The sequence below is a fragment of the Chromobacterium vaccinii genome (assembly GCF_001855275.1).
GTDB classification, from domain to species: Bacteria; Pseudomonadota; Gammaproteobacteria; order Burkholderiales; family Chromobacteriaceae; genus Chromobacterium; species Chromobacterium vaccinii.
In genome coordinates this window covers 2874157-2887952 of the sequence record NZ_CP017707.1, presented here as the reverse complement: position 1 = coordinate 2887952, position 13796 = coordinate 2874157, and the positions used below count along the sequence as shown (strand labels likewise).

General features: G+C 68.6%; 14 protein-coding genes. All 14 read left to right on the top strand.

Annotated elements, in window-relative coordinates:
* Positions 1–8 precede the first annotated feature (8 nt).
* The 14 genes from BKX93_RS13340 (at position 9) to BKX93_RS13270 (ending at position 13795) form a co-directional block, all read left to right on the top strand.
* Positions 9–608 (top strand): hypothetical protein, encoded by a 600-nt coding sequence (locus BKX93_RS13340; RefSeq protein WP_070980182.1) that lies wholly within the window; start codon positions 9–11, stop codon positions 606–608.
* 87 nt (positions 609–695) lie between these two features.
* Positions 696–1424 (top strand): phage tail protein I, encoded by a 729-nt coding sequence (locus BKX93_RS13335; RefSeq protein WP_046168843.1) that lies wholly within the window; start codon positions 696–698, stop codon positions 1422–1424.
* A gap of 296 nt (positions 1425–1720) precedes the next feature.
* The gene (locus tag BKX93_RS13330; protein ID WP_083340547.1) at positions 1721–3010 is read left to right on the top strand and encodes a baseplate J/gp47 family protein; all 1290 of its coding nucleotides are present in this window, start codon (positions 1721–1723) and stop codon (positions 3008–3010) included.
* A complete protein-coding gene (locus BKX93_RS13325) occupies positions 3003–4331 on the top strand; it encodes a phage tail protein (protein ID WP_070980180.1) in 1329 nt (442 codons plus the stop codon). Before BKX93_RS13330 ends, BKX93_RS13325 begins: the two co-directional genes overlap by 8 nt.
* Before the next feature lie 13 nt (positions 4332–4344).
* Positions 4345–4827 carry a hypothetical protein gene (locus BKX93_RS13320; RefSeq protein ID WP_046157942.1) on the top strand — a complete coding sequence of 161 codons (483 nt, stop codon included), beginning with the start codon at positions 4345–4347 and terminating at the stop codon, positions 4825–4827.
* Positions 4828–4838: 11 nt separating this feature from the next.
* Complete coding sequence (locus BKX93_RS13315) at positions 4839–6779, top strand: DUF4815 domain-containing protein (protein ID WP_052717647.1); 1941 nt, start codon at positions 4839–4841, stop codon at positions 6777–6779.
* Positions 6780–6788: 9 nt separating this feature from the next.
* Positions 6789–7997 carry a hypothetical protein gene (locus tag BKX93_RS13310; RefSeq protein ID WP_046168393.1) on the top strand — a complete coding sequence of 403 codons (1209 nt, stop codon included), beginning with the start codon at positions 6789–6791 and terminating at the stop codon, positions 7995–7997.
* Between the two features lie 10 nt (positions 7998–8007).
* On the top strand, positions 8008–8301 hold the full coding sequence (locus tag BKX93_RS13305) for a hypothetical protein (protein ID WP_021476606.1): 294 nt from the start codon (positions 8008–8010) through the stop codon (positions 8299–8301).
* A 13-nt stretch (positions 8302–8314) separates the two neighbouring features.
* Entirely contained in the window at positions 8315–9907 is a 1593-nt protein-coding gene (locus tag BKX93_RS24725) for a hypothetical protein (protein WP_145929318.1), read from the top strand.
* A gap of 12 nt (positions 9908–9919) precedes the next feature.
* Complete coding sequence (locus BKX93_RS13290; protein WP_046157979.1) at positions 9920–10597, top strand: hypothetical protein; 678 nt, start codon at positions 9920–9922, stop codon at positions 10595–10597.
* 213 nt (positions 10598–10810) lie between these two features.
* A complete protein-coding gene (locus BKX93_RS13285) occupies positions 10811–11203 on the top strand; it encodes a GPW/gp25 family protein (protein ID WP_021476611.1) in 393 nt (130 codons plus the stop codon).
* Between the two features lie 16 nt (positions 11204–11219).
* Positions 11220–12386 carry a baseplate assembly protein gene (locus BKX93_RS13280; protein ID WP_070980177.1) on the top strand — a complete coding sequence of 389 codons (1167 nt, stop codon included), beginning with the start codon at positions 11220–11222 and terminating at the stop codon, positions 12384–12386.
* A complete protein-coding gene (locus tag BKX93_RS13275; protein WP_070980175.1) occupies positions 12379–13089 on the top strand; it encodes a phage tail protein I in 711 nt (236 codons plus the stop codon). The genes BKX93_RS13280 and BKX93_RS13275 overlap by 8 nt, the downstream gene beginning before the upstream one ends.
* Positions 13079–13795, top strand: a complete 717-nt coding sequence (locus BKX93_RS13270) for a phage tail-collar fiber domain-containing protein (RefSeq protein WP_070980173.1) — start codon at positions 13079–13081, stop codon at positions 13793–13795. Before BKX93_RS13275 ends, BKX93_RS13270 begins: the two co-directional genes overlap by 11 nt.
* Position 13796 lies beyond the last annotated feature (1 nt).

Genomic DNA, 13796 nt, shown 5'->3' with positions numbered 1-13796 from the left:
ATAAGATCATGTATCGATTGACCGATCGCACGGATGTGATCATCCGCATCGCAGATGGCGCGCACATTCCGCAGGGCCACCGCTTTTGGGCCGATTATCAGGCTTGGCTGGATGAGGGCAACATGCCGGAACCGGCGGAAAGTCCGGCGCAGCTGTTGCCGCGCCTGCTGCGGAATATTGACGCCGCCGCCGACGCCGCCAGCCAGCTTTATGTCGGCAGCGAGCTGCGCGCGCTGGAATACCGGCAGGCGGCCGCCGAGGCCCAATCCTATAAAGACGGCGGCTGCAAGGGCGACGCGCCGCCGGCGGTGCGGGCCTGGGCCGATGCGAAGGGCTTGAGCGGCAAGGACGCGGCCGACGGCATCCTGGCCAAGGCCGCCGCCTGCGACCAGGCGCTGTACGCGATCCGCGCGTTGCGCCTGGCGGGCAAGGAGGCGGTGCGCAAGGCTGTCGACGCCGATGCCGCGCGCGCGGCGGCCGACGACGCGCTGGCCAGGCTGCGGCAACTTGCCGAATCGCCGGACGCGCAGGCCGCGCCGGAAGGCGACGCGGCCAATGCCGGCGGCTTCTGGCGTTCCTCTCTAAAGCTGTTTTCCCGGGGCGCTTGATCCCCGGCCGGCGGCCGCGCGCCGCCGGTTTTCTGTTTTTCCCATGCTCGGCCATCCCGGCCGGCGCGCCTTTCCCAAGGTTATCCGATGACCGACATCACACCCAATGCGCTGGCCGGCGACAAGCGGCTGTCGCCGCTGGCCGATCTGAGCCGGCGCTTGCAGCGCATCGATCTGGCGCCTTTCCTGGTTTACCTGGTGGACCAGGTGGAGGCCGATTTTCTGCCCTTGCTGGCCGAGCAGCTGCACGTGGCCGGCGATGAGGGCTGGCAGCTGGCCGCCGATGAAGCGCGGCGGCGCGATCTGATCAAGCAGGCGATAGAACTGCACCGCTACAAGGGCACGCGCTGGGCGCTGCAGCGGGTGCTGGCCACGCTGGGCCTGGACGGCCGCATCAGCGAGTGGTTCGAGTACCAGGGCCGGCCTTTCCATTTCAAGGTCGATCTCGACTTGTCCGGCCGCGGCCTGGGCGAAGCCACTTATCAAGCGTTGCGGCAGATGCTGGACCAGTACCGCAACGCCCGCTCCCGGCTGGAGAGCCTGGACTTGCGGGTGGAGCTGCGCGAGCGGCTGCCCGTGGTCGCCGCCGTTTCCGCCGGCGGCGAGGTGGCCAGCGTGTATCCGCAGGCGCGGCGCGAGCTGCGCCAACAAGGGCCGCTGAGCCTGGGCGCGGCCCATGGCGGCGTCGAGACCGTCACGGTTCTGCCTTGGCAGAGGACGCGGCTGGACGGCGGGATCCCGCTGCGCTGGGGCATGGGCCTGCCGTGCCGGGAGGCGGTCACCCTCTATCCGCGCCCGCTTCAACTGATTTCCTAAATCGCTTCAAAAGCCGCGTCCGCGGCAACCTGCAAATATGACGTGACGATAACGACGACCGGCATACCGCGGCTGCTCCGGCAGCCGGCGGCGCGCGTTTGCGCGCGCAATGGAAGCTGGCCGGCGGCGTGATCCACGAAATCGAACGTAGACCCGCTAACAAAACCCCTGATCCTGCGTTGCGCCTCCTTGTCGTACGGGCGGGTACTGCCTGCGCCGGCGCGCCTTGGCTCAGGTTCTCTGCGAGGTTTTGTTAGCAGCTCTTAGGCTGTAAGCCAACCGACAAGGACCCGTCCATGAGCCCGAACCTTCCCGATCTGCCCGACTTGCCCATGGTCGATCCGGCCGCCGCCGCCAGCGCCATGGCCGACGCCTATCTGAAACTGGGCGGCCGGCAGCAGTACCCGAAACAGATGGAGCAGCTGCTGACGGAAATGCTGGCCAACCGCCAGCCCGGACTCGCCGCCGCCGACCTGCCCAAATTCATCGACGACGATCCCAAAACCGTCGCCGCCCAGATGGCCGCGACCTATCAGGACATGGCCGGCAAGCGGCTGTATCCGGGTCAGGTGGAACAGCTGTTGATCGATTTGTTCGCCTACCGCGAAAGCCTGGCGCGCGCCGCCTTCAACGACGCCGGGCGGCAAAACCTGGTGGCCTTCGCCCGCGCGCCGATGCTGGATTACCTGGGCGAGCTGGTGGGCGTGGCGCGCCAGCCGGCCCAGGCGGCGGCGGCGCGGGTGACGCTGACCTTTCCGGCCTATGTCGACGGCGGGCCGAAGCAAGTGATTCTGCCCGCCGGCGCGCGCATCGCCGGCAACGCCGCGGTTCAGTTCCAGACCACCGCCCCGCTGGCGGTGAATCTGACGGACAAGCCGCAGGATCTGGCCTGCGAGGTGGAGGCCACCGTGCCGGGCGAGGCGGGCAATCTGCCGCAGGCGGGCGATCTCAACCAGCTGCTGGATGATCCCGGCGTCAAGGTGGAGGTGGCCGGGGCGGAGAAGCCCCGGGGCGGGGCGGAGGCGGAGGACGACGAGCATCTGCGCCAGCGCATCCGGCTGGCGCCGGAAGCCTATTCCTGGGGCTCGGCCAACCGCTACCGGCTGGCGGCGATGACGGCGGCGGCCGACGCGGCGGACGTGCGGGTGATTTCGCCGCGTCCGGACGGCACGGTGCAGGTGGTGGTGCTGGGGAAAGACGGCGCGCCGTCGGCGGAAACCCTGCGCCGCGTCCGGACGGCGCTGGCGGACGACAAGGCCCGCATGATCAACGACAGGATAGAGGTGGTTCCGGCCGAGGTGGTGGATTACGCGATCCGGCTGGAAGTGGACGTACTGACCACCCGCATCCCGGATCTGGTGTGCCGGATGGCGAAGGAGCGCTGCCAGGGATACGCGGCCAACCTGGCCCGCCGGCTGGGCGGCGACATCGTGCCGTCGCAGATCAAGACCGCGCTGCACGACATCGACGGCTTGTACGACGTGCGGGTGCTGGAGCCGGCCGACAAGCGGGTGCTGTCCTCGTCCCAATGGCCGCGCTGCGCGGCGGTGGAGGTGACGCTGGGAAGGATGGTGAGCGATGGCTGAGCTGTTGGTTCCGCCGCTGGCGGGCGACGCGCGCGGCCGGGCTTTCGACGCGCTGTCGGCGCGCAGCGCCGGCTTCGACCTGGCGCCGGCGCTGATCTACCTGATCGACCAGGCCCCGGCCGAGCTGCTGCCCCTGCTGGCCGAGCAATTCAACGTGGTCGGCCCGTTGTGGGCCTACCTGGCCGATGACGCGGCCAAGCGGCGCGCGATCAAGGAGTCGGCGGCGTGGCACCGGGCCAAGGGCTCGCCTTGGTCGGTGGAGGTCGCGCTGTCGTGGGCGGGTTACGCGGCCAAGGTGGAGGACGCCGCCGCGCCGGCCACCCGCTGGGCGGAATTCCAGCTGGAGCTGGACGCGCCGGTGGATGGCGACGCCTTGCTGACGGTGCTGGAGCTGGCCCGTTTCGCCGCGCCGGCCCGCTCGCACCTGGCGCGGCTGTACGGCGGCTACGACCGCCGCGTGTTGAACGCGTCGAGCGGCGACCGCTGGTCGGATGCCTTCCTGTCGGATGATTCCGGCGTGTGGCGCGACGGCGTGCAGCTGAGCTTTGGCCGACGGCGGCTGTTGTTCGCGGCTTGCCCGGCGGCAGCCACCGGGTTGGGGCGCCGGCGCGCGCATGCGTCGCGCACGCTCTACCCGGACATGCTGCGCTATGGCACCGCCCACTTCGGCGACGCGCCGGTGCTCAACCATCCGGTGATGCGCAGCCGCCTGATCGGCCTGGGCAACAAGGAAGGGTTGCGCGATCCGGTGATCCTGGCCGGCAATCCGCCCTCGCCAAGCTGGACCGGAGGCTGGGACGAGCGGACATGGGGACGCTGGCTGCCGATGACGCCGCACCGGCGCACCGCCCGCGCCGCGCTGGTGCTGTCCGGCGACACGCGGCTGGGCGAGCCGAACACCCGCTTCGGCGGCTGGGCCGAAACCTCGTCCGGGCGCTTCATCTGGTCCGACTCCGCATGCAAATTGTCCGATTTCAACCCCGGCCGAACGCGTCTGGTCATCGAGGCGGTCGAGGTGGCGGCGCACGGCCTGGCGGCAGTCCGGCCCGACGATGGCGACGCGATGGGCGGGCGCACTACCCGACGTTCGTTGCACACCGGCCAGATCGACTGGCGCGGCGCGATCCGGATGGACGGCGGCCTGCGCTGGTCGGACCGGCCGCTGGCCGAGTCCACCGGTTGGCGGCTGGAGTACCGGCTGACTACCGGCGACACCGCCGGACTCGGCCCGCGCGCCGACCACTATGGCTGGCGCGGCCGCTGGGATGACCGGCGCTGGCGCGGCGATCTCTCTCTCACCCACCAAACCTTAACCACCTGAGGAAAACAACCTTATGGCAACCCTGACCCATAGCGGTCGCGCCGCGCTGGCTGCCGCGCTGGCGTCCCAGACCCTGCATTTCGCCTGGGGCATCGGCCAGGCGGCCTGGGACGACAAGCCCGTTCCCGAACCGATAGACGCCACGGCGCTGGTGTCGGAAGTGGGCCGCCGCCTGATCACCGAGGTGCGCTTCGTCACCGAAGACCCGGCCGGCGAAATCGTCGTCCCCACCGGCCGCTACCGCGTTTCCAACGATCCGACGCGCCATTTGCTGCTGCGCATCGCCTTCGAGTTCGGCGACGCGCCGGCCGCGGTGATCCGCGAAGTCGCCGTTTTCGCCGGCAGCAAGACCCAGCCTGATCTGCCGGCCGGCCAGCGCTACTTCACGCCGGACCAGATCGCCGCTCCCGGCATTTTGGTCGCGCTGGAGCGCATCACCCCCATCCATCGTTCGCCGGCCACCCGCGAAACCTTCGAACACGTCATCTCCCTGTAAGGATTGCAGCCATGTCCAACATGCCAGACGGTTACTACAACCGTTTCGATCCGGCCAAGCATTTCGACGCCCACCTGTTCCGGGCGAGCTATGCGGTGCAAGCGGCCGAGTTCAATGAAGTCCAGTCCAGCCTGTCCGCCCGCATCCAGGGCGTTGCCGACGCGATGTTCCGCGACGGCAACGTGGTGCGCGACGCCCGCGTCGTGGTCCATGCCGACAGCGGCCAGGCCGTTTGCGAGGCCGGCGCCGTCTATCTGAAGGGCGCGGTGCGCGGCGTGGCGCCCAAGCAGTTGACGATTCCCGTGGTCGGCGTGGTCGCCATCGGCCTGTATCTGCAGGAGTCGGTGGTGACCGAGCTGGAAGACCCCAGCCTGCGCGATCCGGCGGTGGGCGCGCGCAACTATCAGGAAGCCGGCGCCGCGCGGCTGAAGGTGGAGGCGGTATGGGGTTTCGCCGGCGACGGCCAGGCCGGCGAGTTCTTCCCGGTCTACCAGGTGGAGAACGGCGTGCTGCGCGCCAAGGAGCCGCCGCCGCAGCTGGACGGCGTCACCCAGGCGCTGGCGCGCTATGACCGCGACAGCTCGGGCGGCTCCTATGTGGTGTCCGGCCTGGCCGTGGCCGCCGCAGCCGATCTGCCCGGCGGCGAGCAGGTCTACACCGTCAGCGAGGGCCGCGCCCGCGTCAACGGCTACGGCGTGGAGCTCAGCACCTCGCGGCGCCTGGTTTATCCGGCCGCGGCCGATTTGCGGCCCATCGACAGCGAGCCGCATACCAGCGCCAACGCCGGCGCCCAGCGCATCAATGTCGACCGCGCGCCCATCGCCCTGATCAGCCAAGTGCGGATCACCAAGGAAGTCACCGCCACGCTGACCCATGGCGGCTATACCGGCGCTCAGGACCCGCTGCCGGACACTTCCGTGATCTCGGTGCTGGAAGTGAAGCAGGGCGGCACCGTTTATGCGGCCGGCACCGATTACAAGCTCAGCGCCGGCAAGCTGGACTGGAGCCTGCCGGGCAACGAGCCGGCGCCGGGCAGCACCTACACGGTTCGCTACCAGTTCATCGCCGCGGCGCAGCCCACACAGTCCGACGCCGCCGGCTTCACCGTGGAGGGCGCGGTGGCCGGCACCCTGGTGCTGGTCAGCTACAGCCAGAAACTGCCGCGCATCGACCGCCTGGCCATCGGCGCAGACGGCGAGCTGGTGTGGATCAAGGGCGTGGCCGCCGACTGGAATCCGCAGCCGCCGGCGGTGCCGGCGTCCTTGCTGCCGCTGGCCTCCATTGTCCAGACCTGGACCCGGGACCGCGCGGTCAGCAATGACGGCGTGCGGGTGGTGCCGATGTCCGACCTGGCCGGGCTGCAAGGCCGGCTGGACCGCATGGCCGAGCTGATCGCCCAGCAGCGGCTGACTTCGGACGCCCAGCTGCGCGAAGCCGGTGCCAAGAAGGGCCTGTTCGTCGATCCTTTCCTGTCCGACGGCATGCGCGACGCCGGCATCGTCCAGGCCGCAGCCATCGTCGGCGGCGAGCTGACCCTGCCCATCGCCGCCAGCGCCGCTTCGGTGCCCAACGATGTGTCCGACCGGACCAGCCTGGCCTTCAGCCTGGTTCCGGCGCTGGAGCAGCCGATGCGCACCGGCAGCATGAAGATCAACCCCTATCTCGCCTTCGACCCGCTGCCGGCCGCGGTGACGCTGACCCCTGCGCTGGACCGTTGGACCGAGCTGCAGACCAGCTGGGCCAGCCCGCTGACCGAGCGCCTGACGGTGGGCAGCGGCAACCGCTCCAGCGTCAGCCAGACCACCACCGACGCGCTGCTGTCCACCAGCCGCAAGCCGATCGAAACCCTGCGCTCCATCGAGGTGCGTTTCAACGTGTCCGGCTTCGGCCCCAACGAAGCCCTGTCCAGCCTCAAGTTCGACGGCATCAGCGTCGCGCCCGCCGCCCAGTAAGGAGAAACCATGCCTCTCAATGCCAATAGCGCCGGCCTGCTCGCCGGCAAGTTCACCATCCCGCCCGGCGTGCCGGCCGGCGTCAAGCGCGTCGAGTTCGTCGGCGCCGGCGGCAGCCGCGGCGAGGCGGTCTTCGTCGGCCAGGGCGAGCTGCAGACCGAGCTGCGCCGGCAGATCACCCGCATCACCGAAACCCGCTGGCAGGTGGACCCGCTGGCGCAGACCTTCACGCTGAACGCCGACACCCAGCTGGGCGGCATCGAGCTGTGGTTCACCGCCAAGGGCGCCAGCCCGGTGGCGGTGCAGATCCGCGAAACCACCACCGGCGTGCCGTCCCGCTCGGTGCTGGCCGAAGCGCATCTGCAGTCGGCCGACATCGTCCTGTCCGGCCCCACCCGCATCCAGTTCGCCGCGCCGGTGAACCTGCAGGGCAGCGTCGAATACGCGCTGGTGGTGCTGTGCGACGACGCCGACGCCGCGCTGGCCATCGCCGAGCTGGGCAAGTGGGACAACAGCGCTAGCCGCTGGGTGACCAGCCAGCCTTACCAGGTGGGCGTGCTGCTGTCGTCCAGCAACGCTAGCAGCTGGACCGCGCACCAGGACCGCGACATGGCCTTCCGTCTGCTGGCCGCCAGCTACGCGGTGACCGCCAGAACGGTAGACCTGGGCAAGATCGACGTGAAGAACGCCACCGACCTGATGCTGCTGTCGCTGTCCGATAGCCCGTCCGCCGCCGCCCGCGTCGAATACAGCCTGGGCCTGCCCGACGGCAGCGCGGTGCAGGTGGCCGACGGCCAGCCGGTGCGCCTGCCGGCCCCGCTGAGCGGGCAGGTTGGCGTCTCGGCCCGCCTGCTCGGCACCGAGAGCGCGTCCCCGGTGCTGTTCCCCGGCACCCAGCTGGTCAGCGGCCAGATCGCGCAGAGCGCCGACTACGTCAGCCGCGCCATTCCGGCCGGCGTCAACGCCCGGGTGCGGGTGGTGTTCGACGCGCTGATCCCGGCCGGCGCCAGCGTGACGGCTGCCGCCTCCGGCATCGACGACGGCGATGTTTTCCAGGCTGTGGCCTACCAGGGCAGCAAGCCGCTGGGCGATGGCTGGATGGAAATGACGCACGAGCTGGCTTCCATCAGCGAGGCGATGCTCCGGGTCAAGCTGACCCTGTCCGGCAACAGCGCCGCCCGGCCGCGCGTGCGCAATCTGCGCGTGATCGTGCTGTAAGGGAGGGGAGATGGACAATCAGACCCCCCATCTGAACCTGCCGCTGCCGAATCCCGGCAACAGCCTGGCCGAGGACGTGCTGCGCATACGCGACGCCTTCACGGCGCTGGACCAGAAGATGGCCAGCCTGGACGCGCTGTTGTCCAGCGACGACCTCAACCTGGACACCGTGCAGGAACTGGTGGCCGCCTTCAAGCGCGCCCGCAGCGACATCGACGCCGCCGCCGCCCAGTTCGTCGATCGCAAAAACGCGGTCGACGCCCAGCTGTTAACTCTGACTGCGCTGGCCGGCGCGGGCCTGTAAACCCGGAGGAACCATGTCAAAAGATTTGCAGGAGTACCGCGCGCAATACCTGGCGCGGATCAAAAGCCAGCTGCTGGGCGCCGATCTCGGCAACGCCGGCGCCACCGATCTGGTGATGCAGTCGGCGCTGCTCAGGGCGCACAGCCTGGTCAGCAGCCTGGATCTGCAGGACATCGACTACTTGCGCGACATGAACGGCGCCGCGCTGGAAAACTATCTGCAGCAGGCGGGGAACCGCGCGCGCTTCGAGCAGCAGCTGGCCTCCGCCGGCGTGATGCCGTCCATCGTCTCCAGCGCCGCCATCATGGCCGGCGTCGCCGACAGTCCGACGGCGATGAGCGCGGTCGCCGGCAGCGCGCCGGCGATGACGGCCATCGTCGGCAATGCGCCTATCACCAACCTGCTGCTTGGCAACGCCACCGCGATGAAGGCGGTGGCCGCCAGCGCGGTGGCCATGGTCGCCGTGATCGCCTCTCCGGCGGCGATGGCGGTCGTGGCGGTGTCGTCGACGGCGATGGCCGCGATGGCGGCGTCGACGACCGGGATGGCAGCCTTGCTGGCGAACGCGTCGGCGTGGACGAGCGTCGTGTCGTCGCCGGTTGCGATGGCAGCAGTCGCGACATCATCGACGGCGATGTCTGTTTTGCTGGCTAACCTGTCTGCGTGGGCGATCGTCGTGTCGTCGCCGACTGCGATGGCAGCCTTGGCGGCATCGTCAAGCGCGATGGCTGCGGTGGTCGCATCGTCAGCGGCAATGGCCGCGGTAGTGGCGTCATCGGTGGCCATGACGGCCGTGGCGGCATCGTCAATCGCGATGTCGGCGGCGTTGGCCTCGCCAGCGGCGATAGCCGCGGTGGTGGCGTCGCCGGTGGCGATGGCTGCTGTGGCGGGATCGTCAACGGCGATGAATGCAATGGCGGCATCGCAGGCTGTCATGACGGCGGTGGTGGTGACCCCTGCTGCGTTGGCGGCCGTAGTCGCATCGCTGGCTGCGATGACGGCAGTGGCGACATCATCGGTTGCAATGGCTGTGATGGTTGCATCATCGGCGGCGATGGCGGCGGCGTCGTTGTCGTCGGTTGCAATGACGGCGATAGCATCGACAGCGATGGCTTCGGTGATCGCATCGCCGACAGCGATGGCTGCGGTGTTGGCATCGCCGACGGCGATGGCTGCGGTGGTGGCGTCCCAACCTGCGATGACGGTCGTTGCCGCATCTGCGGCAACGATGTCCGCCTTGCTTAGTTCCGCGGTCGCCCGCGCCGCCATCTGGGCCAGCGCCACGGCTCTGGCCGCGATTCAGAACGCGCCTTCGGCGGTGCTCGATGCGCTGCAGACTCATCCGCAGGTCAGCATGATGAACAACAACCCATCCAACCTCACCGCCGTCTTTGTCAGCGGCAAGAGCATGACGCTGCGCGTGAAAAATGCCAGCGGCAACGACACGAACTACATGCGTACCTTGGCTGGCGGTTCCGGCGCTGGCGACGATGTATTCACTACCACCAACGCTTGGGCCCCTCGGGTGAGGGCCTACAACAACCTGTGCCATTACACCTGGACCAGCAATTTCCCGTTCCAGGCTTACGTGGTGAACATGAACTAAGGAATGGCCGACATGCAAAAAGCGATCATCGATCTCAACGTCAACGCCATCGTTGGCATCGCCAACGCCGGCGCGACGGCGGAAAAAAATCAACTACTGCTGGATCTGCCGGAGGACTTCCAGTCAGCAGACATCGCCGAGTGGGCCTATGACGGCAAGGGTCTAGTCCGCGACCCGTCAGCGTTCCTCAAACAGGCCAAGTCGGCCCGCAAGGCCCGCATCAAGCTGGAGGCCGCCCACCTGATCGAGGCCGATGATTGGAAGCTGCAGCGCGCCCGCGAGCGCGAGGCCGCCGGCTGGGGCACCCTGGCCGAGGTGGACGCGGCGCTGGCCGAGCGCGAGGCGATCCGCCGCTCGTCCAACGCCGCCGAGCAGGCGGTGGATGCGCTGACCGACGCGGCGAGTGTGCAGGCTTTCGTCTGGGCGGTCGACGTCGCTGTCGCCGCTCCGCGCCGGATGACGCACAAGCAGTTCATGGCGCGCTTCACCGACGCGGAGATCCAGGCGATGCTCAAGGCCTTCGGCGACAATCCGGCGCTGCGGCCCTGGTGGGAGCGCTTCACCCTGGCGCGCGACATCAGTCTGGATGACGCGGTCACCCAGAACGGCGTCCAGGCGCTGGAGGCCGCCGGCCTGATCGGCAAGGGCCGGGCCGCCGAAGTGCTGGCCAGCGGCCCGGCCGCGGTCTGATCGGACCATCCCGCTCATCTGTTCCTTCGCCTTGCCCGGCGCGCCTCTTTTAACGGGGCGCGCCATTTCCCCAGCCCGTCCGCATCCGGATGGCGGACTCAACCCACTCTCCTCCAAGCGCCGCCGCCACCCCCGCTGAAAACGGGCGGGTTTCCACTCCGTTCCTAATCCGGTTTAAAAGCCCCGCCGGCGGCGCTTTGGCACCATAAGGCCATGACACAGCTAACCGACATCTCATCCCTGCACTGGCAGCCGGCGCTGCAGCCGCGCGATGCCAGACCCGGCGCCGGCGTCGCCGACATCGTCGAGAACCTGGACGACATCCACCAGGCCTTGCGGATCATCCTGGGCACGCCCAAGGGCAGCGATCCGTTGCGGCCGGAGTTCGGCAGCGACCTGTTTCGCTATCTGGATTACCCGGTGGACCGCGCCCGCCCGCATGTGGTGCGGGAGGCGGTGGCGGCGATCAGCCATCCGCTGTACGGCGAGCCGCGCATCCAGCTGCTGAAGGTGCTGTTCAGCATCGAGGCCGACGGCGGCGCGCACTTGTGCGCGCAATGGAAGCTGGCCGACGGCGTGATCCGCGAAACCGAACTCAGGCTGTGAATCTAGGACAAGAGCCATGAATCAGACGACGACCGACCTTCCGAAGTTTATCGACGACGATCCGCAGCAAATCACCAACGAGCTGATCACCGCCTACCAGAACATGGCCGGCAAGACGCTGTATCCGGGCCAGGTGGAGCGGCTGCTGATCGACCTGATCGCCTACCGCGAAAGCGTGGCCCGCGCCGTCTTCAATGACGCCGGGCGGCAAAACCTGGTGGCCTTCGCCCGCGCGCCGATGCTGGACTACCTGGGCGAGCTGGTGGGCGTCACCCGCTTGCCGGCGCAGCCGGCGCGCAGCAAGGTGAGCTTCACCTTCGCGGCCGGCGCGCCGCAGACGGTGGTCATCAAGCGGCAGACGCTGGTGGCCGGCCGCGGCGACATCCAGTTCCAGACCATCGATGAGGCGGTGGTGAACATCCTGAAAGACCAGGAGGTGCCGGTGACGCTGGCCGTGGTGGCGGTGGAGCCGGGCATGGACGGCAACGGCCAGGAGCCGGGCGCCATCAACCAGCTGGTGGACGACCTGAGCGTGAGCGTGGCCGTCAGGAACACGGAAGTCAGCGCCGGCGGCGCCGACGCCGAGGACGACGAGCGGCTGCGCCAGCGCATCCGCCTGGCGCCGGAATCGTTCAGCGTGGCAGGCAGCGCCGCCGCCTATCGCCACCACGCGCTGCGCGCCGACCAAAGCATCGTCGATGTGGCGGTGGTCAGCGCCAACAATCTGGAAGAGGGCGGCAAACCGGAGGATGTGCCGCAGCCGGGCGAAGTCTGGCTGTATCCGCTGGTGAGCGGCGGGCTGCCCAGCGACGACCTGCGGGCCAAGGTGGCCAACACCTGCAGCGCCGATCGCGTGCGGCCGCTGACCGACAGGGTGTCGGTGAAGCCGCCGGTGGAGTTCGCCTACCAGGTGGCGGCCAGCTTGCAGCTCTATGCCGGCTCCGACGCCAAGCAGGTGCTGCAGCGCGCGCAGGATGCGCTGCAAGCCTACCTGCAAACCCAGCAGGCCAAGCTGGGCAACGACATCGTGCCGTCGCAGCTGGTGGCGGCGCTGTCGGTGCCGGGCGTGTACCAGGTGAATCTGCAGCAGCCGGCCGCCGTCCAGAAAGTGCCGTCCTACGGCTGGGCGCACTGCACCAACGGCATCGCGGGCCTGACCGTGGACAGCCTCAACAATGGCTAAGGACGCGACGCCGGGCCTGTTGGCGCGGGACGCCCGCTTAGGCCCGCTGGCCGAGCTGACCCGCCGCCTGGGCGTGCCGCGCGGGGACGAGGCCAATCCGCAGACGCAAGGCCGCTTCGACACCCTGGATCTGCTGGTCAACCTGGTGGACTGCGCGCAGCCCAAGCTGCTGCCGCTGCTGGCCGAGCAGTTCCACGTGTCCGGCGACGAAGGCTGGCTCTTGGCCGCCGGCGAGACGCAGCAGCGCGAGCTGATCAAGCGCGCGATCGAACTACACCGCTACAAGGGCACGCGCTGGGCGGTGAACGAGGTGTTCCGGGTGCTGGGCATCGAGATTGAGCTGAAAGAGTGGTGGGAGCAGCCCGGCTCCAGCCAGCCTTATACCTTCGAGCTCACCGCCTGGGCCAATGACAACCTGATGTCGGATCAGGCGCTGCTCAATCCAGAGTTGTATGCCCGGTTGAGGCGAATGATCGAGCATGTCAAACCCGCGCGCAGCAGTTACGGCTTCAAGATCGGTGCGGTATTCAACCAGTCGTTGCGTTGGGCCGGCGCCATGCGGGGGAGGGCGCTGAACCGCAACGGCGCCGAGTGTCGGCCGAATCCGGCCAAACCTTTATCGCAGCCGCTGCGCTTTGCTGGTGTTTTGGCACCGTTGGCGGTGGCGCGTTTTCCAATGGAGATGAACCGCGATGAGCAGTAGCCCATTGATTCCGCAGATCCTGGATGGCGGCTTGGCCGCGATTCAGCTGGCCAGCCATGACGGCGTCCAGCTCAGGATCACCCATGTCGCGCTCGGCGATGCCGGCTACCAGCCGGATGCGGGCCAAACCGGTTTGCGCAACGAGATCGTTCGTTACCCGATCGCCGATGGCCAGAGCCAGGGCCCGCGCCAGCTGCATCTGACCGCGTTGGCCAGCGACCAGACCGAATTCTGGGTGCGCGAGGTGGCTTTCATCCTGGAAGGCGGCCAGCCGCTGGCTATCTGGTCCGATCCGAAGCAGGCGCTGGCTTACAAGCAGGCCGGACTGGAGTTGCTGCTGGCCTTCGACCTGACCCTGTCCGGCGTGCCGGCGGGCAGTGTGACGGTCCAGTCGACCGGCGCCGGCTTGAGTCTGGCGCTGGGCGAGGAGCTGGCTAGCCTGGGCGCGGCGCAGATAGACGAGATGGCGCGCGGCCTCAAACGCGATGGCGAGCTGAGCGCGCAGCAGCTGCGCCAGGAGCGTGCCGAACAAGCCCTGGCCGTCCACGATGGCCGCCTGAACCGGCATGACGATGCGCTGTTGAACCTCGACCGGCGCGGCCAGCAATACCGCGACGATCTGGCCGAACTGGCCACTGCCCAGGCTGCGGCGTTGATCCAGCTGCAATGCCTGACCCTGCAACGCAGTGTTTTGAATCCCAAGTGAA